Source organism: Stenotrophomonas sp. GL_111 (assembly GCF_057835245.1).
In genome coordinates this window covers 1,047,492-1,064,399 of sequence record NZ_CM174421.1, presented here as the reverse complement: position 1 = coordinate 1,064,399, position 16,908 = coordinate 1,047,492, and the positions used below count along the sequence as shown (strand labels likewise).

The window sequence follows — 16,908 nt, the reverse complement described above, 5'->3', positions numbered from 1 at the left end:
TTGGAACCTGCATGGCCCTGACCCTCGACAACTACTTCCTCCCCGGCTGGCGCGACCAGACCCACACCTGCGCGGCCTGCGAATGGCAGGGCAGCGCGCGCCAGATGGTGATGGAGCTGCACGAGGATGAAGCCGAGTTCGACTGCCCGCAGTGCGAGAACCCGGTCCTGCTGGTGGTCCACCCCAGTCTGGCGCAGGTGCAGGCCGCCGCTGCCGACGGCCACCCCGAAGCGATCGACCAGCTGGCCATCCTGGCTGCGGCGCCGCGCCCGGACTGATGCACTGCACGATGCCCGCCGGCGGATTGCCGCCTAGACTGAAAACGCTTCCAGTCGAGGATGGGCAATGGCACGACGACGCGCGGGTTGGCTGTTGTGGGCAATGGCGATGGTGACGCTGGCCGGGTGCGCCCCGCGCCGCGACGACGCGCCGGGGCATTTCGTCGGCCGCGCAGTACAGCTGGACGGCCGCACCTCCTACTACCAGGTCTTCGTCCCACGCGGCGCACGGGCGCAGCACGGCGCGTTGCCGGTGGTGCTGTTCCTGCACGGATCGGGCGAGCGTGGTGGCGACAACCAGCGCCAGACCGAGGCGGGCCTGGGGCCGTACCTGCGCGACCATGCGGAGGATTTTCCCGCGCTGGTGGTGCTGCCACAGGCACCGCAGCACGGGGAGTGGTCCAACGAGAACAACCGCATGGCGCTCGCCGCACTCGATGCGACCCTGGCCGAGTTCGGTGCCGACCCGCAACGCCAGTACCTGACCGGCATGTCGATGGGCGGCTATGGCAGCTGGAACATCGCGCTGGCCGAACCGCAGCGGTTCGCCGCGATGGTACCGGTGTGCGGCGCGGTACTGTCCCCGCACCAGATCCGCCCGGACCTGCAGGTGGAGGCCGTAGCCGCCCTGCCCGATCCCTATGCGGTCCTCGCGCAGCGCCTGCGGCACCTGCCGGTGTGGATGTTCCATGGCGCGCAGGACGACATCGTCCCGCCCGAAGACGACCGCCAGCTGTACGCCGCGTTCCAGCAGGCCGGCGCGAAAGACGTGCGCTACACCGAGTACCCCGACGGCAACCACAACGCCTGGGATGCGACGTACGCCGACGCGGCGATGTGGGACTGGTTGTGGAAGCAGAAGCGGTAGTGCCGGCCGCTGGCCGGCTCCTCATGGACCGCATGAACCGGTAGTGCCGGCCGCTGGCCGGCTCCTCATAGCCCCCAGCATCCAAGGCGCTCTTCCGCTACAGCCCCAACCGTATTTGACCGACGTCGCCAAACCATAGAATCGCCGAAGATGCGGCATGAGTTCCTCGCGACTGCGCATCGGCCGATGTTCCATTCCAGGCCAGAGCTATGTGCTGACCATGGTCTGCCACGACCGCCATCGTTGGTTCGATGATGCTGACGCGGCGGCGTTGGCAATGGCGCATATGCGTGAAATCGACCGGCAGGGCTTTGCACGATCTCTCGCATGGGTAGTGATGCCGGATCATGTGCACTGGTTGCTTGAACTGCGGTCAAAACCGCTCAGCGAAATTGCACGCCGCTTCAAATCATCAAGTGCGCTTGCACTCAACCGGGCGTGTGGTCGTCGCGGTGCGCTATGGCAAGCCGGCTATCACGACCATGCCATCCGCTCGGACGAGGCCCTGCGACGGCACGCCATGTACATTCTGGGCAATCCGATCCGGGCAGGTTTGACCGATGAAATCGGAGACTACCCGTATGCGTGGTGCGTCTGGCCCATGGAACCGTAGTGCCGGCCGCTGGCCGGCTCCTCATGGGACCTGCAGAGCCGGCCAGCGGCCGGCACTACCTGAATTGCTGCAGAGCCGGCCAGCGGCCGGCACTACCTGAATTGCTGCAGAGCCGACCAACGGTCGGCACCCACCGCATTGGCGCCCGATCATTGGTCGGGCGGCGGCGCACCCTCAACCCAGCAACGTTTCCAGTACCGCCATGCGCACGGCCACGCCATTGGCGACCTGGCGCAGTACCCACGACTGCGGGCCGTCGGCCACCTCGTCGGTGACTTCCACGCCGCGGTTGATCGGGCCCGGGTGCAGCACGGCGGCGTCGGTGCCGGCGCGCTTGAGGCGCGCGGCATTGAGACCGTACTTGGCGTGGTACTGCTCGATCGAGGGCACCAGGCCTTCTTCCATGCGCTCGCGCTGCAGGCGCAGCATCATCAGCGCATCGGCGCCTTCGAGCATGGCGTCGAAATCCTGGCCGACGATGCAGCCCTTGAGGGTGTCATCGTCGGGCAGCAACGACTGCGGGCCGCACACGCGGATCTCGCCAACGCCCAGCGTGCGCAGCGCATGCAGGTCGGTACGGGCCACGCGCGAGTGCTTCACGTCGCCAACGATGATGACCTTCATCTTCGAGAAATCGCTGCCCTTGGCCTGGCGCAGGGTCAGCATGTCGAGCAGGCCCTGGGTGGGGTGCGAACTGCGCCCGTCGCCGGCGTTGACCAGCGCGGTGCCCTCGCCTGCAACGGCGGCCAACGCGGCCACCGCGCCGTCGTCGGGATGGCGCACGACGAAGCCGCGCACGCCCATTGCTTCGAGGTTCTTCAACGTGTCGCAGGCGGTTTCGCCCTTGCGCGTGGACGAGGTGGAGGCGTCGAAGTTGAGCACGTCCGCGCCCAGTCGCTGCGCGGCCAGCTGGAACGAGCTGCGGGTGCGCGTGGACGGTTCGAAGAACAGTGTGCACACCGCCGAACCGCCGAGCACGTGACGCTTGTTACCGACCCGGCCCACCGCCGCATCGCGGATCTGGCCAGCGCGGTCAAGCAACTGCAACAAGGTTTCGCGGGGCAGACCTTCCAGGGTCAGCAGGTGGCGCAGGCGTCCATCGGAATCAAGTTGCGAAGCAGTCATGGGCAGGGTCTGGGAGTCAGGTAACGGGGGTGGCGTCGTCCGGGCAGGACAACCAGCGTTCGATGATCACCGCCGCCGCCACCGCATCCAGGGTGGCCGCGTCACGGCGGCGCTTGCGGCCTTCGGCGCGTTCGACCGCGAACCGGCGCGCGGCTTCGACCGAACTGGAACGTTCGTCGACCAGCACCACCGGCAGCTTGAAACGTTCCCGCAGCTGGCGGGCAAAGCCCTGCGCACGCTTGCGGTTGGGCTGGTCCTGGCCGTCCAGGGTGAGCGGGTCGCCCACCACCAGGCCGTCGGGCCGCCATTCTTTGATCAAACGTTCCACCGCGGCCCAGTCCGGGCCATTGCCGTGTACATCCACGACCGCGATCGCACGCGCGTGGGTACCAAAAGAACTGCCGATGGCCACGCCGATCCGGCGCGAGCCGACGTCGAAGCCCAGCACGGTGCCGTCGCGGCGGATGGTGGCCGGCTCAGACATGGCCGCTGTAATCGGTGAGGCGGAACAGATCCACGCCGATCCGTGCCGCAGCACCCTGCCAGCGCTGGTCCAGCGGCGTGCTGAACAGCAGTTCGGCATCGGCCGGCACGGTCAGCCAGCTGTTCTCGCCCAGTTCGTTCTCCAGCTGGCCTTCGCTCCAGCCGGCGCAGCCCAGGGTGACCAGCGCATTGCGCGGGCCTTCGCCCCGGGCCATGGCCTCGAGGATGTCGCGCGAGGTGGTGAGGAACACGCCTTCGCCCACCGCCAGGCTGGAATCCCAGTCGCGGGTGTCGTCATGCAGCACGAAGCCGCGCTCGGGGTGCACCGGGCCGCCATTGAGAACCACCTTGGCGCGCAGGTTGCCGTCGTCGGTGGCGATCTCCATCTGCGCCAGCACCTCACCCAAGGTGTATTCGGAGGGCTGGTTGACCACCACGCCCATCGCGCCGTTCTCGTCGTGCTGGCAGATCAGCGCCACGCTGCGCGCGAACGTGGAATCGGTCAGCGACGGCAGCGCGACCAGAAGGTGATGGGCAAGGGAGGTGGACAGCTCGGACATGGCACCTATTCTACCCGCTGGGCCCGGGACACGGGCGTGAGCGCTTCCGCTAGCATGCGTGTTTTCCCGGAAGGATCCGTCCGCATGACCACCCACCCGGTGTTGCCCACCGCCTCGCGCAGCACCATCGTGCTGATCGCACTGCTGCAGGGGCTGATGCTGTACGCCGTGCAGGAAGCCGCTGACAGCTGGCCGTTCCACGACCTGTGCAACCGGGTGCGCTGGTACACCTGGGTACTGACGGTACCCACCGCCGTTGCCCTGACCCTGGTGGACCTGCGCGACCGCCGGCTGTGGCTGCATGCCGCGCTGGCTTCGCTGCTGGTGCTGGGCCTGGCCAGCTGGATCGGCTGGAATCTGGGCGGCGGCGCCAAGGACCTGGAACAAGGTCCGCTGCTGATGCCGTTCTCGATCAGCATGGCCATCGCGGTGTTCGTGAGCCTGCCGTGGTGGCAGTTCCGCCTGCAGCACGGCCACTGGCGCGCCCCGTACGCGGCGCTGTTCGAGCGGGCCTGGCAGAACGGATTGACCCTGGCCCTGGCGCTGGCATTCACCGGCCTGACCTGGCTGCTGCTGTGGCTGTGGGCGGCGCTGTTCGAGCTGGTGGACATCCACTTCTTCCGCGATCTGTTCCGCGAAAACGCATTCATCGCGCTGGCGACCGGCACTTTGTTCGGGTTCGGCGTGCTGATCGGGCGCACCCAGCACCGCGCCATCCAGATGACCCGCCAGGTGCTGTTCGCTGTCGGCCGCGGGCTGTTGCCGCTGCTGGCGTTCATCGCGGTGATCTTCGTCATCAGCCTGCCCTTCACCGGTCTGGACGCTCTGTGGCGGACCCGGTCGGCGGCCAGCCTGCTGCTCACGCTGTCCCTGCTGCTGGTGGTGTTCGTCAATGCGGTTTACCAGCACGACAGCGAACAACCGCCGTATCCGCGCTGGCTGCGTCGGCTGGTCGAAGCCAGCCTGCTGGTGCTGCCGGTGTATGCAGCACTGTCGCTGTATGCGATGGGGCTGCGCATCAGCCAGTACGGCTGGACCCCGGAGCGCTTCTGGGGCCTGCTGGTGGCGGTGTTGGTCGCCGGTTATGCGCTGGGCTATGCGTTCAGTGCGGTGCGCCCGCGCACGCCGTGGCTGCAGCGCATCGAGCCGGTCAACCGCTGGATGTGCTGGGCGGTGCTGGGCCTGGGCCTGCTCGCCAACACCCCGCTGCTCGATCCGATGCGGATCAGCGTGTCCAGCCAGCTCGCGCGGATGCATGACAACCCGGCGGCGATCCGCATGAAAGACGCCGACACCCTGCGCTTCAAATTCGGCCGCCGCGGCGTCGAAGCCTTGCAGGGACTGCTGCACGACCCCCGTTTCAGCAGTGATGCCCGCGCCCGCAGCATCATTACCACTGCGCTGGCCAAGCAGTCCCGCTATGACGGCTCCGGCGACGACAACGGCACGCACGGTATCCGCGAACTGGCCGTGCTGCAGCAGCACGTGAAGCTGGCCAAGGGCAGCCCCGCGCCGGATCCCGACTGGTGGCAGGCGGTGCTGGCACGCAAGCTCGACGCCCGCGAATGCCTCGACATGGACACCGCGTGTGTCGCGCTGCGTCGCGATCTGAACGCCGATGGTGTCGATGACATGCTGCTGTGCACCCTGCGCAGCTATGGCGGCCCGCAGTGCCAGGTGCATACGCGCCGTGGTGCGGACTGGGTGGATGCCGGCACGGTCACGTTCCAGAGCTTTGCCCAGGACGCGGTGAAACGCAGCAACCAGGCCTTGCTCGATGGGCAGCTGCAGGTGCATCGCCCCCATTGGAGCAGCCTGTCGCTGGACGGCAGCGCGCTGTTCGGCGTCGACGAATCTTCCCTGAAGGAGCCCCGCCCATGAGCGGCTACTGTCTGATCGCGCCCGGCCATCCGGTGCACGGCCACTACCATGACCACGAGTACGGGTTTCCGCAGCGCGAGGAACGCGAGCTGTTCGAGCGCCTGATCCTGGAGATCAACCAGGCGGGACTGAGCTGGGAAACCATCCTGAAGAAACGCGAAGGCTTCCGCGCCGCCTACGATGGCTTCGACGTGGACACGGTGGCCGCCTACGGCGAACGCGAGATCGAGCGCCTGCTCGGCGATGCCGGGATCATCCGCAACCGGCTCAAGGTGCATGCAGCAGTGCACAACGCCCAGGTGATCCAGCAGTTGCGCGCCAGCCATGGAAGCTTCGCGGCATGGCTGGATGCCCACCACCCGCAGGACAAGGCGGCATGGGTGAAGCTGTTCAAGAAGACCTTCCGCTTCACCGGCGGGGAAATCACCGGCGAATTCCTGATGAGCCTGGGCTACCTGCCCGGCGCGCACAGCCCGGAGTGCCCGGTGTATGCGCGCCTGCAGGCCCTGCGTACCCAACCGTAGCCGGCATCTGCCCGCTAGGACTTCTTACACGCCCATGTAGCGGCCCGGGCGGTGGTTGAACATCAGCACCAGGCTGAGCACCACCGCACCGATCGCCGAGTACATCACCTGCGACGGCGACAGCACGAAGAACGCCACGCACATCAGCAGCGTGTCGAAGGACATCTGCACCTTGCCGGCGCTCCAGCCGCGGGTGCGCTGCAGGTACACGGCCAGGATGCCGATGCCGCCGAGGCTGGCACGGTGGCGGATGTAGAACAGGATGCCCAGGCCGGCCAGCGCGCCGCCGACCAGCGCCGAGTACAGCGGTGCGATGTGGGCGAAATCGGCCCAGCGCGGCAGCAGGTCCGTCAGGATGCCGCAGGCCGTCACGGCCGCGAAGGTCTTCAGGGTGAACTCCCAGCCCATGCGGCGCACGGCCACCCAGTAGAACGGCAGGTTGACCAGCACGAACACCAAGCCGAAGTTCCAGCCGAAGGCGTAGTGCGCCAGGAACGCCAGCCCGGCCATGCCGCCGATCATCAGCCCGCCCTTGGCGAAGATGGCCAGGCCCAGCGAGGCCACCAGGGTGGCCAGGATCATGCCCTGCACGTCCTCGGCCACCGAGTGGCGCAGGGCGGTCTGGTCGGCGACGGTGCCGGCGCTGTCCGGCGGCGGCGTCAGCGGACCGGCGGTGACAAGGTGGCCGTCGGCGTCGTCGCACGGCGCGGGGCCATGGGATTCAAGGGACATGGGGGTGGGGGCTGAACGTGGGGAGCGGTATTAGACACGATCAGCGTGACAGTTGCAGGTGCAAGTGATTCAGCCAGCCGCCCACCCTCACTGATGCCCGCCGGCTCAGGGCCCGGCGGTGCGCAGATGGTGGGCCACCAGCGCGTTGGCATGGCCATGGCCCAGCCCATGTTCGGCCTTCAGGAAGCTCACCAGCTCCATATGCTTGAGCCCGCCCTGCGCCACCAGCAGGGCCAGCCAATGCCCCACCGGCTGGCCGTAGGTCTTCTCGATGGAGGGGAAGTAGGAGGCCGGGCCGTTGACCTTGGGGGTATCGCTCATGACAGGTTCCTCGCGCGTTGGGGATACCCGGACGGATGCCGGGTTCTTCTGTACGACGTTCGAGCGTGCGCGGAATCGACATGTGCCTTTCATTCCGGCTGAACACCCGGCTGCGGCAGCATGCAGGGCCACATCGCACCACCCCACCCCACTACCCGGAGCCCTGTCATGCCTTACGTCACCACGCCCGACAACACCCAGCTCTTCTACAAGGACTGGGGCCAGGGCCAGCCCCTCGTCTTCCACCACGGCTGGCCGCTCAGCGCCGACGACTGGGACAGCCAGCTGCAGTTCTTCCTGCTGCAGGGCTACCGGGTGATCGCGCATGACCGCCGCGGCCATGGGCGCTCTTCGCAGACCAGTAGCGGGCACGAGATGGACACCTATGTGGCCGACGTCAACGCGTTGGTCGAGCACCTGGACCTGCGCGATGCGGTGCATATCGGCCACTCCACCGGCGGTGGCGAAGTGGCCCACTACGTGGCCCAGGCCAAGCCGGGACGCGTCGCCAAGGCCGTGCTGGTCGGCGCGGTACCGCCGATCATGCTCAAGAGCGCGAGCAACCCGGGCGGCACGCCGAAGGAGGTGTTCGATGGCTTCCGCGCGCAACTGCTCGCTGGACGTGCCGCGTTCTACCGCGAGGTACCGATTCCGTTCTACGGCTTCAACCGCGACGGCAGCCCGCCGGTGGCCGGGATCGTCGACAACTGGTGGCGGCAAGGCATGATGGGCGCGATCAACGCCCACTACGACTGCATCAAGGCGTTTTCGGAAACCGACTTCACCGAGGACCTGAAGAAGATCGACGTGCCGGTCCTGGTGATGCATGGCGACGACGATCAGATCGTCCCGATCGCCGACTCGGCCGAGCTGTCGATCAAGCTGCTCAAGCACGGTACGTTGAAGGTCTACAAGGGATATCCGCATGGGATGTGCACCACCCATGCCGAGGTGATCAACGCGGATCTGCTGGCGTTCATTCGCGGCTGATCCATGTACCACGGCGGCGGGCCGAAGATCCGCCGCCGTGGTGCATTGCCCCGACCTGGAGGGATTCGAATCCCGATTTCAGCCGGGCATCACATAGCGCAGAGAATGCAGCAGCCTGCGGATGCCCACGGGTCAATGGCCCTTCGGCGATGAAGGGGTGCAACAGGCTCCAGACGCGATTGGCCACGTCGGAGGAATGCCGGAACACGGCTTCATCCACATTGAGCACACCGGCCTCAAGATCCCGCGTCGCGAGCGTGCCAACCACGTGCCATTGCGCACACGCACCGGCAAGATAGGCCAACTGCTCGGTATCGCCCACATGCAACGGCGATGCGAAATGAGCATCCACATGGGCGAGTTCGTGTGCGAACAGGCGGACCGCCTCCGCCGCGCTGTGCGCTTCATCGCCCAACCAGCGTACTGCCAGTCGCATCGACAGACCTCCCGGCGGGGCAATGCTCAGCCAGCGCGTATCCCTGCCCTCGCCCTCCTCGATGACCGTTACCCGGAGGTTGCGGACGCGCGAGCCACCGCTGTAGCCGGCAATGAACGCCGCTGCCGATAACACCCATCCACAGGTTCTCATGGCTTGTTCGGGAGCAATGTCGGGGTTGCGCCACCTCACCTCGACATGCCGACCGTCTGCATTGCAGTGGGCATGCTGCTGCCTGGCCCGCGATGAACGCATGGCCCCAGGGATGTACTGGGTGGTGACCAGATAGGAAATGCCTGCCTTGCGCCCGTAGTCGAGTCCGGCAGCGCCTTCTTCGGAGACCTGCGCTTTCACGTCCGAAGGAAAATAGGACCGGCATGACACGAGCAGCAAGGGCAGGAGCAGGAGCAGCCACAACCGCAAGGCAGCGATCATCGACTTCATACCCATCTCCTTTTCCAGGTTGGACCCCCCGGTCCAATCTAGAAAATGCGATGCGCAAGAAAGCGGGCGATCATCCCACTATCAATGGAAATGCCATTGAGGGATCAAAACCATCGGCGTCCCTCGATACATGGGACAAGCATCATCAGCGTTGCTGGATGGAGCCACCACAGCGGCAGCCCATGCGGCGAACGCGGCAGAGCGCTGCCGCGTTCCCACCGCCTCAGCGGATCTCGGAAATCTCCACCCCATCCAGGCCCTGCGACAGCGTGCGTGCATCGCCGCCCTGCGACAGCTTGATGCGCAGGCGCACTTCGTTCTGCGAGTCGGCATAACGCAGCGCGTCTTCGTAGCTGATCTCGCCGGCCTGGTACAGCTCGAACAGGCTCTGGTCGAAGGTGCGCATGCCCAGCTGCACCGACTCCTTCATGATTTCCTTGAGCTTGTGGATCTCGCCGTCGCGGATGTAATCCTGCACCAGCGGCGTGCCCAGCATGATCTCCATCGCAACCTTGCGCGACTTGCCATCCGGCGCCGGGATCAGCTGCTGGGCGACCACGCCCTTGAGATTCAACGACAGATCCATCAGCAGCTGGTTGCGGCGGTCTTCGGGGAAGAAGTTGATGATGCGGTCCATCGCCTGGTTGGCGTTGTTGGCATGCAGGGTGCACAGCACCAGATGGCCGGTTTCGGCGAACGCGATGGCGTGGTCCATGCCTTCGCGGGTACGCACCTCGCCGATCATGATCACGTCCGGGGCCTGGCGCAGGGTGTTCTTCAGCGCCGCTTCCCAGCTGTCCGTGTCGATGCCCACTTCACGCTGGGTGATGATGCAGCCTTCGTGCTTGTGCACGAATTCGATCGGGTCTTCGATGGTGATGATGTGCCCGGTCGAGTTGTGGTTGCGGTAGCCGATCATCGCCGCCAGCGAGGTCGACTTACCGGTACCGGTGGCACCGACGAACAGGATGATGCCGCGCTTGGTCATCGCCAGCGTCTTGATGATCGGCGGCAGGCTGAGCTCTTCCACGGTGGGAATGCGCGTCTCGATCCGGCGCAGCACCATGCCGACCTGGTTGCGCTGGTAGAAGCAGCTGACACGGAAGCGGCCGACACCGGACAGGCCGATGGCGAAATTGCATTCGTGGGTCTTTTCGAACTCTTCGCGCTGCGCCGGCGTCATCACGTTCAACACCAGGTCGCGGCTCTGCTGCGGCGTGAGCGGGGTCTGGGTGATCGGTGAAATCTTGCCGTTGACCTTGATCGCCGGCGGCATACCCGCGGTGATGAACAGGTCCGACGCCTTCTGGTGCGCCATCAGCTTGAGGAACGAGGTGAAGTCGATGGTGGTGGTGCTCATCGCGGTGTACTCCGAAGGTTTCCAGGAGCCGGCCAGCGGCCGGCACTACCACTATTCGAAAATCCGCTTGTCCTTGGCGTATTCGCGCGCCTGGTTGCGGGTGATCAGGCTGCGCTTGACCAGGTCCTGCAGATGCTGGTCCAGGGTCATCATGCCCAGCTGCTGGCCGGTCTGGATCGCCGAGTACATCTGCGCCACCTTGTCCTCGCGGATCAGGTTACGGATGGCCGGGGTGCCCACCATGATTTCCCACGCGGCAGTACGCCCGCCGCCGACCTTCTTCAACAGCGCCTGCGAGATCACCGCACGCAGCGACTCGGAGAGCATCGAGCGCACCATCGGCTTTTCGCCGGCGGGGAACACGTCGATGATGCGGTCGATGGTCTTGGCCGCCGAACTCGTATGCAGCGTGCCGAACACCAGGTGGCCGGTTTCCGCGGCGGTCAGTGCCAGGCGGATGGTTTCCAGGTCACGCAGTTCGCCGACCAGGATGATGTCCGGGTCTTCGCGCAGTGCCGAACGCAGCGCTTCGTTGAAGCCGTGCGTGTCGCGGTGCACTTCGCGCTGGTTGATCAGGCACTTCTGCGAGGTGTGCACGAATTCGATCGGATCCTCGACGGTGAGGATGTGGCCGTATTCGTTCTTGTTGATGTGGTCGATCATCGCCGCCAGCGTGGTCGACTTGCCCGAACCGGTCGGGCCGGTGACCAGGATCAGGCCCTGCGGCTGGTCGATCAGCTCACGGAAGATCGGCGGAACCGCCAGGTCTTCCAGGGTGAGCACCTCGGAGGGAATGGTACGGAACACCGCACCGGCACCGCGGTTCTGATTGAAAGCGTTGACACGGAAACGCGCCAAGCTGGGAATCTCGAACGAGAAATCGACTTCGAGGAATTCCTCGTAGTCGCGACGCTGCTTGTCCGACATGATGTCGTAGACAAGCGCGTGCACCTGCTTGTGGTCCAACGCCGGAATATTGATGCGACGGACGTCGCCGTCGACCCGGATCATCGGCGGCAGGCCAGCCGACAGATGCAGGTCCGATGCTTTGTTCTTCACGGAAAACGCCAACAGCTCGGCGATATCCATACGCTGCTACTCCCCATGACTGCTGCGACTGGAAGGATCTTTCCCCGGGCGGCAGTATAGCGTTCCTGAACTACCGGAATGCGCGCGTGTCCGCCCTGCCCCTGCCGACGATATTGCTGAACCTGCACAACGCGGCCACCGCCGCCGGGCGGCCAACGCCCCGCCTGCTGGCGGTGTCCAAGACCCAGCCGGCCGACGCCGTGGCCGCCCTGGCCGCGCAGGGCCAGCGCGCGTTCGGCGAGAACTACGTGCGCGAGGCGCTGGACAAGATCGACGCGCTGGCCGCGCTGGGCCTGGAATGGCACCTGATCGGCCACCTGCAGTCGAACAAGGCCGAGCTGGCCGCGCGCCACTTCGACTGGGTACAGAGCGTGGACCGGCTCAAGCTGGTCACCGCCCTGGCCGCCCATCGCCCGGCCACGCTGCCCGCGCTGAACGTGCTGATCCAGGTCAACATCGATGACGAGGACAGCAAGCACGGCTGCAGCCCGCAGGAGGTCCCGATACTGGCAGCAGCCATCGCCGCCGAACCACGGCTGCAGCTGCGCGGGTTGATGGCGATTCCGGCACCATGGCCGGATGCCGAACGCCGCCAGCAGGCGTTCGAACGCATGGCCGCCCTGTTCCAGACGTTGGCCGGGCAGTATCGGCAGGTGGACACGCTGTCGATGGGCATGAGCAGCGACTACCCCGAGGCCATCGCCCACGGCGCCAGCATGGTCCGGATCGGCACCGCCTTGTTCGGCGCGCGCGTGCGCCCGGCATGACCCTTCGTTTCCAGGAGATCGTATGAGTACTTCATCGCTGACCTTCATCGGGGGCGGCAACATGGCCCGCAGCCTGATCGCCGGCCTGGTCCGCCAGGGCGTTGCCGCCAGCCGCATCCATGTCGCCGAACCGGTGCCGGCGCTGCGCGAGCAGCTGGCCGCCGAATTCGGCGTGCACACCTACGTCAGCGCCAGCGAGGCGGCGGCGCAGGGCCAGGTCTGGGTGCTCGCAGTGAAGCCGCAGGTGCTGCGCGAGGTCTGCGCCACGCTGACCGATCTCGCCCAGGCCACCGCACCGCTGGCGGTGTCTATCGCCGCCGGCATCACCAGCGCCCAGCTCGACCGCTGGCTTGGCGGCGGCCAGGCGGTGGTCCGCGCAATGCCCAACACGCCGGCCCTGCTCGGCGCCGGGGTCACCGGGCTGTTCGCCACCGGGGCGGTCAGCGCGGCGCAGCGCGCGCAGGCCGACACGGTGCTGGCCAGTGCCGGGCGCACGGTGTGGATCGAGGAGGAAGCGCTGATGGATGCGGTGACGGCCGTCTCCGGCAGCGGCCCGGCCTATGTGTTCCTGCTGGCTGAAGCCATGGAAGCGGCCGGCATCGCCCAAGGCCTGTCCGCCGAAGCAGCGCGTACCTTGGTGGTACAAACCCTGCTCGGCGCCAGCCGCATGCTTGATGAATCCGGGGAAGCACCGGCCGAGCTGCGCCGCCGCGTGACATCGCCGAACGGCACCACCCAGGCCGCCATCGAAAGCTTCCAGGGCGATGGCTTCGAAGCGATCGTCGCCACTGCGATCGATGCGGCCACGCGACGCGGCCAGGCCTTGTCGGCTGCCAACGACTGATCCATTGCCGGTTGCGGGCAGCATCGCTCGACCGCCGGCAACGCCTGGGTAGAGCCACGCCATGCGTGGCTGCGTAACAACCGGCAAGGGTAGAGCCACGGGTCAGGCCTTCAGTGCGTCCAGCAGGAAGTCCACAAAGCTGCTCAGCTTCGGTCGCGGCCGCCGGTCCGGCAGGTACACCAGGTGCAGCGGGCGGGGCTCGGGCAGGTAGTCGTCCAGCACCGGCTGCAATCGCCCGGCCGCGATGTCCTCGGCCAGCAGCACCGCCGGCTGCAGGATCAGCCCGGCGCCGGCCAATGCCGCCCGACGCAACGCATCGCCATCGTTGCAGAGCAGCCGCGAATGCTCAGACCAATCCTGCTCCGGATGCCCACGCAGCCGCCAGCCATGGCCGCCGCGCCACGCCAGGTGGGTCAGGCAATCGTGCCGGGCCAGCTCACCTGGATGCCGGGGCACGCCCTTGCGCTGTAGATACGCCGGCGCGGCGCAGATGCGCATCGCATACGGCGGCAGCGGGCGCGCCACCCATTCCGTGGAGCTCAAGCGCCCCATCCGCACCACCGCGTCGAACTGTTCTTCGATCAGATCCACGCGCCGGTTGCTCAGGTCCAGCTCGACCACCACCTGCGGGTGCGCCGCCAGGTAATCGGCCACCAACGGCGCCAGCACGCAGCTGCCCCAGGTCACCGGTGCGCTGATCCGCAGCACGCCCTGCGGCTGCGCCTGCAGCCCTGCCACGCTGGCCTCGGCCTGCTGCACCTGCTCCAGCACCGTGCGGCAACCGGCCAGGTAGTTGCGCCCGGCATCGGTGAGGCTTTGCCGGCGCGTGTTCCGCTGCAGCAGCCGCACCCCCAGGTGTGTCTCCAGCTGCTGCAGATACTTGCCCACCATCACCGAGGACACCTGCAACTGCTCGGCGGCGGCATTGAGGCTGCCGCGCTCGACCACCGCCACGAAGGCCTGCATGCAGCGCACGATGTCCATTGGAAACTCCTGATTAGGAATCTGCAAAGCATACGCCGGTTACCAAACCAAGATTGCCGGCGCAGACTGGCCCTACCTTTCCGGAGCAACCGACATGAAGATCCTTCTCGTAGGCGCCAGCGGCACCCTCGGCCAGGCCGTCGCCACCATCCTGGGCGCACACCACCAACTGATCCGCGCCGGGCGCCACAGCGGCGAGGTGCAGGTGGACCTCACCGACGATGCCAGCGTGCAGGCGATGTTCAAGCAGGTGGGCACCGTCGATGCCGTGGTCGCCACCACCGGCCGCCTGCATTTCGGCCCACTGGCCGAGATGAGCCCGGCCCAGTTCAACCTCGGCCTGCAGGACAAGCTGCTGGGCCAGGTACGCCTCGCGCTGGCTGCGCAGCATCACCTCAACACGGGCGGCTCGATCACGCTGACCAGCGGCATCGTCAGCGCACAACCGATCCGCGACGGTGCCAACGCCACCGCGGTGAATGCCGCGTTGGAAGGTTTCGCGCGTGGCGCGGCCTGCGAACTGCTGCCGCGCGGGCTGCGCATCAACGTGGTCAGCCCGAATGTGCTGGTCGAATCAATGGACGACTACGGCGCGTATTTCCCGGGGTTCGAGCCGGTCACCGCGCAGCGGGCTGCATTGGCCTACCAGCGCAGCGTGGAAGGTGTGCAGAGCGGGCAGGTGTTCACCGTGTGGTGACCGCGCGCTAGCCCCAGCGCTGCGGTCCATCGCCCTGGTCACCCAGCGCATCGCCGGGGTTGGCCAGGCGGCAACGCTTCAACGACAGACAGCCGCAGCCGATGCAATCGGTGAGCTGGTCGCGCAGCAGCAGCAACTGCGCGATGCGCTGGTCCAGCTCACCCCGCCACAGGGCGGACATTTTCGCCCACTCGGCCTTGGTCGGCGTCTTGTCGTCCGGCAGCGCCGCGAACGCGGTGGCCACCGCCTCCAGCGGCATGCCTACCCGCTGCGCGACCCGGATCACCGCCAGCCGGCGCAGTACATCACGAGAAAACCGGCGCTGGTTGCCTGCGGTACGCAGGCTACGGATCAGGCCCTTGCGCTCGTAGAAATGCAGGGCCGATACCGCCACCCCGCTGCGACTGGCCACTTCACCTACACTCAGTTCCTGCGCGATCACTGCTTGACCTCAACCATGGTTCAGGTGTCATCGTGCGTGACGCCGCGGCGCACTGCAAGCGCCCCCGCCCCGACGCCAGGAATCCCGCATGTCTTCCGAAGTTGCCGTACCCGCCTCCGCGGCGGTCCCCGCCGATGCGCCACCGCCCTCGATCCTCTCACCGCAGTACCGCGCCACGACCGTCGGCATGGTCGCGCTGGTCTCGCTGCACGGCTTCGAGGCGCTGGCGGTGGCTGCGGCAATGCCCACCGTGGCGCATGAACTTGATGGCCTGCGCCTGTACGCACTGGCCTTCGGCGGCACCCTGGCCACCAGCGTGATCGGCATGACCCTGGCCGGGCGCTGGAGCGACCAGCAGGGCCCGGCGCGGCCACTGTGGCTGGGTCTGATGTGCTTCATCGCCGGGCTGCTGGTGGCCGGGCTGGCCCAGCACATGCCGGTGCTGGTACTGGGCCGGCTGATGCAGGGACTGGGTGCGGGCGCGATCTCGGTGGCGCTGTACGTGCTGGTCGGCCGTACCTATCCCGAGTCGATGCGCCCACGCGTGTTCGCGGCGTTCTCGGCCGGCTGGGTGGTGCCCTCCCTGATCGGGCCCGGCATCAGCGGCCTGATCGTGCAGCACCTGGGCTGGCGCTGGGTATTCCTGGCGGTGCCGCTGCTGGCGGTACCGGCCGCGCTGCTGCTGCGCCCGGCGCTGCGCGGCCGGCAGCCACCGGCCAACCACACTACCGGCACCACCACGGTGGTGCGCTGGGCCATCGGCGCTTCCTGCGCTGCGCTGCTGCTCTATGTGGGCGGCCAGCAACACGGCTGGCGGGCCGTGGCCCTGCTGCTGCCGGCCATCGCCGCACTGGCGTTGTGCAGCTGGAAGCTGTTGCCGGCCGGCACCCTGCGCGTGCGCCGCGGCCTGCCCAGCGTGATCGCGTTGCGCGGCATCGCCGCCTCGGCATTCTTCGGCTGCGAGGCGTTCCTGCCGTTGCTGCTGCAGCGCGAGCGCGGCTTCTCGCCCCTGCTCGCCGGCGTTGCACTCAGCCTGGGCGCACTGGGCTGGTTCAGCGGCTCCTGGCTGCAGGGTCACCAGAAACGCGGCTGGTCGCGGCGGCAGCTGCTGCAGAGCGGTGCGCTGATGATGTGCGTGGGCATCATCGCCACCGCACTGGCGATCCAGCCCGGCGTGCCGCTGTGGCCGGCACTCGCCGGTTGGACCCTGACCGGGTTGGGCATGGGCATGATCTACCCCAGCCTCTCGGTGCTGACCCTGTCACTGTCGCCGCCGGCCCAGCAAGGGGCCAACACCTCGGCGCTGCAGTTGAGCGAAGCGCTCGGCGTCGCCACCACGCTGGCGGTGTCCGGCTCGCTGTTCGCGCTGTTCCTGGCCGGCAACGAGACCCTGGGCTATCTGCTGACCTTCGCGATCATGCTCTTGCTGGCCGCCGCCAGCGTGGTGGTCGCGCGGCGGATCTAGGCCGC

Annotated in this window: 20 protein-coding genes; 10 read left to right on the top strand and 10 right to left on the bottom strand. The window is 67.1% G+C overall.

Annotated features, from left to right (window positions below):
• Positions 1 to 11 precede the first annotated feature (11 nt).
• From AC3IPM_RS04835 to AC3IPM_RS04825, 3 genes are all read left to right on the top strand, one after another.
• The gene (locus AC3IPM_RS04835; RefSeq protein ID WP_489302794.1) at positions 12 to 278 is read left to right on the top strand and encodes a hypothetical protein; all 267 of its coding nucleotides are present in this window, start codon (positions 12 to 14) and stop codon (positions 276 to 278) included.
• A gap of 67 nt (positions 279 to 345) precedes the next feature.
• Positions 346 to 1,146 carry a carboxylesterase family protein gene (locus tag AC3IPM_RS04830; RefSeq protein ID WP_489302793.1) on the top strand — a complete coding sequence of 267 codons (801 nt, stop codon included), beginning with the start codon at positions 346 to 348 and terminating at the stop codon, positions 1,144 to 1,146.
• A gap of 157 nt (positions 1,147 to 1,303) precedes the next feature.
• Positions 1,304 to 1,759 (top strand): REP-associated tyrosine transposase, encoded by a 456-nt coding sequence (locus AC3IPM_RS04825; RefSeq protein ID WP_489302792.1) that lies wholly within the window; start codon positions 1,304 to 1,306, stop codon positions 1,757 to 1,759.
• Positions 1,760 to 1,933: 174 nt separating this feature from the next.
• Here the strand turns inward: AC3IPM_RS04825 and AC3IPM_RS04820 are convergent, their stop codons facing one another.
• From AC3IPM_RS04820 to AC3IPM_RS04810, 3 genes are read right to left on the bottom strand one after another with little or no spacing between them, the layout of a single operon-like run.
• Positions 1,934 to 2,884: an aspartate carbamoyltransferase catalytic subunit gene (locus tag AC3IPM_RS04820; RefSeq protein ID WP_489302791.1), complete on the bottom strand. Its 951-nt coding sequence runs from the start codon at positions 2,882 to 2,884 to the stop codon at positions 1,934 to 1,936.
• A gap of 16 nt (positions 2,885 to 2,900) precedes the next feature.
• Complete coding sequence (gene ruvX / locus AC3IPM_RS04815) at positions 2,901 to 3,368, bottom strand: Holliday junction resolvase RuvX (protein WP_489302789.1); 468 nt, start codon at positions 3,366 to 3,368, stop codon at positions 2,901 to 2,903.
• Positions 3,361 to 3,927 carry a YqgE/AlgH family protein gene (locus AC3IPM_RS04810; RefSeq protein WP_489302788.1) on the bottom strand — a complete coding sequence of 189 codons (567 nt, stop codon included), beginning with the start codon at positions 3,925 to 3,927 and terminating at the stop codon, positions 3,361 to 3,363. Before AC3IPM_RS04810 ends, ruvX begins: the two co-directional genes overlap by 8 nt.
• Positions 3,928 to 4,011: 84 nt before the next feature.
• Here AC3IPM_RS04810 and AC3IPM_RS04805 point away from each other — a divergent pair, with 84 nt between their 5' ends.
• Together AC3IPM_RS04805 and AC3IPM_RS04800 are read left to right on the top strand one after the other, a co-directional pair.
• Entirely contained in the window at positions 4,012 to 5,808 is a 1,797-nt protein-coding gene (locus tag AC3IPM_RS04805) for a DUF4153 domain-containing protein (RefSeq protein WP_489302787.1), read from the top strand.
• Positions 5,805 to 6,332 carry a DNA-3-methyladenine glycosylase I gene (locus AC3IPM_RS04800; protein WP_489302785.1) on the top strand — a complete coding sequence of 176 codons (528 nt, stop codon included), beginning with the start codon at positions 5,805 to 5,807 and terminating at the stop codon, positions 6,330 to 6,332. The genes AC3IPM_RS04805 and AC3IPM_RS04800 overlap by 4 nt, the downstream gene beginning before the upstream one ends.
• Positions 6,333 to 6,356: 24 nt before the next feature.
• On the opposite strand, the gene AC3IPM_RS04795 is transcribed toward AC3IPM_RS04800, so the two are convergent.
• Both AC3IPM_RS04795 and AC3IPM_RS04790 read right to left on the bottom strand, forming a co-directional pair.
• The gene (locus AC3IPM_RS04795; protein ID WP_489302784.1) at positions 6,357 to 7,064 is read right to left on the bottom strand and encodes a YitT family protein; all 708 of its coding nucleotides are present in this window, start codon (positions 7,062 to 7,064) and stop codon (positions 6,357 to 6,359) included.
• A gap of 105 nt (positions 7,065 to 7,169) precedes the next feature.
• Entirely contained in the window at positions 7,170 to 7,385 is a 216-nt protein-coding gene (locus AC3IPM_RS04790) for a DUF4287 domain-containing protein (RefSeq protein WP_489302783.1), read from the bottom strand.
• Between the two features lie 168 nt (positions 7,386 to 7,553).
• Between AC3IPM_RS04790 and AC3IPM_RS04785 the strand changes: the two genes are divergently transcribed.
• Positions 7,554 to 8,375 carry an alpha/beta fold hydrolase gene (locus AC3IPM_RS04785; RefSeq protein WP_489302782.1) on the top strand — a complete coding sequence of 274 codons (822 nt, stop codon included), beginning with the start codon at positions 7,554 to 7,556 and terminating at the stop codon, positions 8,373 to 8,375.
• Here the strand turns inward: AC3IPM_RS04785 and AC3IPM_RS04780 are convergent.
• From AC3IPM_RS04780 to AC3IPM_RS04770, 3 genes are all read right to left on the bottom strand, one after another.
• On the bottom strand, positions 8,362 to 9,255 hold the full coding sequence (locus AC3IPM_RS04780) for a hypothetical protein (RefSeq protein ID WP_489302781.1): 894 nt from the start codon (positions 9,253 to 9,255) through the stop codon (positions 8,362 to 8,364). The genes AC3IPM_RS04785 and AC3IPM_RS04780 overlap by 14 nt on opposite strands.
• Before the next feature lie 223 nt (positions 9,256 to 9,478).
• Positions 9,479 to 10,615 carry a PilT/PilU family type 4a pilus ATPase gene (locus tag AC3IPM_RS04775; RefSeq protein ID WP_489302780.1) on the bottom strand — a complete coding sequence of 379 codons (1,137 nt, stop codon included), beginning with the start codon at positions 10,613 to 10,615 and terminating at the stop codon, positions 9,479 to 9,481.
• A gap of 51 nt (positions 10,616 to 10,666) precedes the next feature.
• Positions 10,667 to 11,704 (bottom strand): type IV pilus twitching motility protein PilT, encoded by a 1,038-nt coding sequence (locus AC3IPM_RS04770; protein ID WP_228886757.1) that lies wholly within the window; start codon positions 11,702 to 11,704, stop codon positions 10,667 to 10,669.
• Between the two features lie 86 nt (positions 11,705 to 11,790).
• Here AC3IPM_RS04770 and AC3IPM_RS04765 point away from each other — a divergent pair, with 86 nt between their 5' ends.
• Both AC3IPM_RS04765 and proC read left to right on the top strand, forming a co-directional pair.
• Positions 11,791 to 12,471, top strand: coding sequence for a YggS family pyridoxal phosphate-dependent enzyme (locus AC3IPM_RS04765; RefSeq protein WP_489302779.1), 681 nt, complete (start codon positions 11,791 to 11,793; stop codon positions 12,469 to 12,471).
• Between the two features lie 22 nt (positions 12,472 to 12,493).
• Positions 12,494 to 13,315, top strand: a complete 822-nt coding sequence (proC, locus tag AC3IPM_RS04760; protein WP_489302778.1) for a pyrroline-5-carboxylate reductase — start codon at positions 12,494 to 12,496, stop codon at positions 13,313 to 13,315.
• A gap of 102 nt (positions 13,316 to 13,417) precedes the next feature.
• Here the strand turns inward: proC and AC3IPM_RS04755 are convergent, their stop codons facing one another.
• Entirely contained in the window at positions 13,418 to 14,299 is an 882-nt protein-coding gene (locus AC3IPM_RS04755) for a LysR family transcriptional regulator (protein WP_489302777.1), read from the bottom strand.
• 94 nt (positions 14,300 to 14,393) lie between these two features.
• On the opposite strand from AC3IPM_RS04755, the gene AC3IPM_RS04750 reads away from it, so the two are divergent.
• Positions 14,394 to 14,996: a short chain dehydrogenase gene (locus AC3IPM_RS04750; RefSeq protein WP_489302776.1), complete on the top strand. Its 603-nt coding sequence runs from the start codon at positions 14,394 to 14,396 to the stop codon at positions 14,994 to 14,996.
• 7 nt (positions 14,997 to 15,003) lie between these two features.
• On the opposite strand, the gene soxR is transcribed toward AC3IPM_RS04750, so the two are convergent.
• A complete protein-coding gene (soxR, locus tag AC3IPM_RS04745) occupies positions 15,004 to 15,438 on the bottom strand; it encodes a redox-sensitive transcriptional activator SoxR (RefSeq protein ID WP_489302775.1) in 435 nt (144 codons plus the stop codon).
• A gap of 88 nt (positions 15,439 to 15,526) precedes the next feature.
• Between soxR and AC3IPM_RS04740 the strand changes: the two genes are divergently transcribed.
• Positions 15,527 to 16,903, top strand: a complete 1,377-nt coding sequence (locus AC3IPM_RS04740) for an MFS transporter (protein ID WP_489302774.1) — start codon at positions 15,527 to 15,529, stop codon at positions 16,901 to 16,903.
• Positions 16,904 to 16,908: the final 5 nt, after the last annotated feature.

Bases quoted from the DNA above. Each gene is read 5' to 3' on its own strand.
- AC3IPM_RS04835 (WP_489302794.1), top strand. From the start codon at position 12: ATGGCCCTGACCCTCGACAACTACTTCCTCCCCGGCTGGCGCGACCAG.
- AC3IPM_RS04830 (WP_489302793.1), top strand. From the start codon at position 346: ATGGCACGACGACGCGCGGGTTGGCTGTTGTGGGCAATGGCGATGGTG.
- AC3IPM_RS04825 (WP_489302792.1), top strand. From the start codon at position 1,304: ATGAGTTCCTCGCGACTGCGCATCGGCCGATGTTCCATTCCAGGCCAG.
- AC3IPM_RS04820 (WP_489302791.1), bottom strand. From the start codon at position 2,884: ATGACTGCTTCGCAACTTGATTCCGATGGACGCCTGCGCCACCTGCTG.
- ruvX (WP_489302789.1), bottom strand. From the start codon at position 3,368: ATGTCTGAGCCGGCCACCATCCGCCGCGACGGCACCGTGCTGGGCTTC.
- AC3IPM_RS04810 (WP_489302788.1), bottom strand. From the start codon at position 3,927: ATGTCCGAGCTGTCCACCTCCCTTGCCCATCACCTTCTGGTCGCGCTG.
- AC3IPM_RS04805 (WP_489302787.1), top strand. From the start codon at position 4,012: ATGACCACCCACCCGGTGTTGCCCACCGCCTCGCGCAGCACCATCGTG.
- AC3IPM_RS04800 (WP_489302785.1), top strand. From the start codon at position 5,805: ATGAGCGGCTACTGTCTGATCGCGCCCGGCCATCCGGTGCACGGCCAC.
- AC3IPM_RS04795 (WP_489302784.1), bottom strand. From the start codon at position 7,064: ATGTCCCTTGAATCCCATGGCCCCGCGCCGTGCGACGACGCCGACGGC.
- AC3IPM_RS04790 (WP_489302783.1), bottom strand. From the start codon at position 7,385: ATGAGCGATACCCCCAAGGTCAACGGCCCGGCCTCCTACTTCCCCTCC.
- AC3IPM_RS04785 (WP_489302782.1), top strand. From the start codon at position 7,554: ATGCCTTACGTCACCACGCCCGACAACACCCAGCTCTTCTACAAGGAC.
- AC3IPM_RS04780 (WP_489302781.1), bottom strand. From the start codon at position 9,255: ATGAAGTCGATGATCGCTGCCTTGCGGTTGTGGCTGCTCCTGCTCCTG.
- AC3IPM_RS04775 (WP_489302780.1), bottom strand. From the start codon at position 10,615: ATGAGCACCACCACCATCGACTTCACCTCGTTCCTCAAGCTGATGGCG.
- AC3IPM_RS04770 (WP_228886757.1), bottom strand. From the start codon at position 11,704: ATGGATATCGCCGAGCTGTTGGCGTTTTCCGTGAAGAACAAAGCATCG.
- proC (WP_489302778.1), top strand. From the start codon at position 12,494: ATGAGTACTTCATCGCTGACCTTCATCGGGGGCGGCAACATGGCCCGC.
- AC3IPM_RS04755 (WP_489302777.1), bottom strand. From the start codon at position 14,299: ATGGACATCGTGCGCTGCATGCAGGCCTTCGTGGCGGTGGTCGAGCGC.
- AC3IPM_RS04750 (WP_489302776.1), top strand. From the start codon at position 14,394: ATGAAGATCCTTCTCGTAGGCGCCAGCGGCACCCTCGGCCAGGCCGTC.
- AC3IPM_RS04740 (WP_489302774.1), top strand. From the start codon at position 15,527: ATGTCTTCCGAAGTTGCCGTACCCGCCTCCGCGGCGGTCCCCGCCGAT.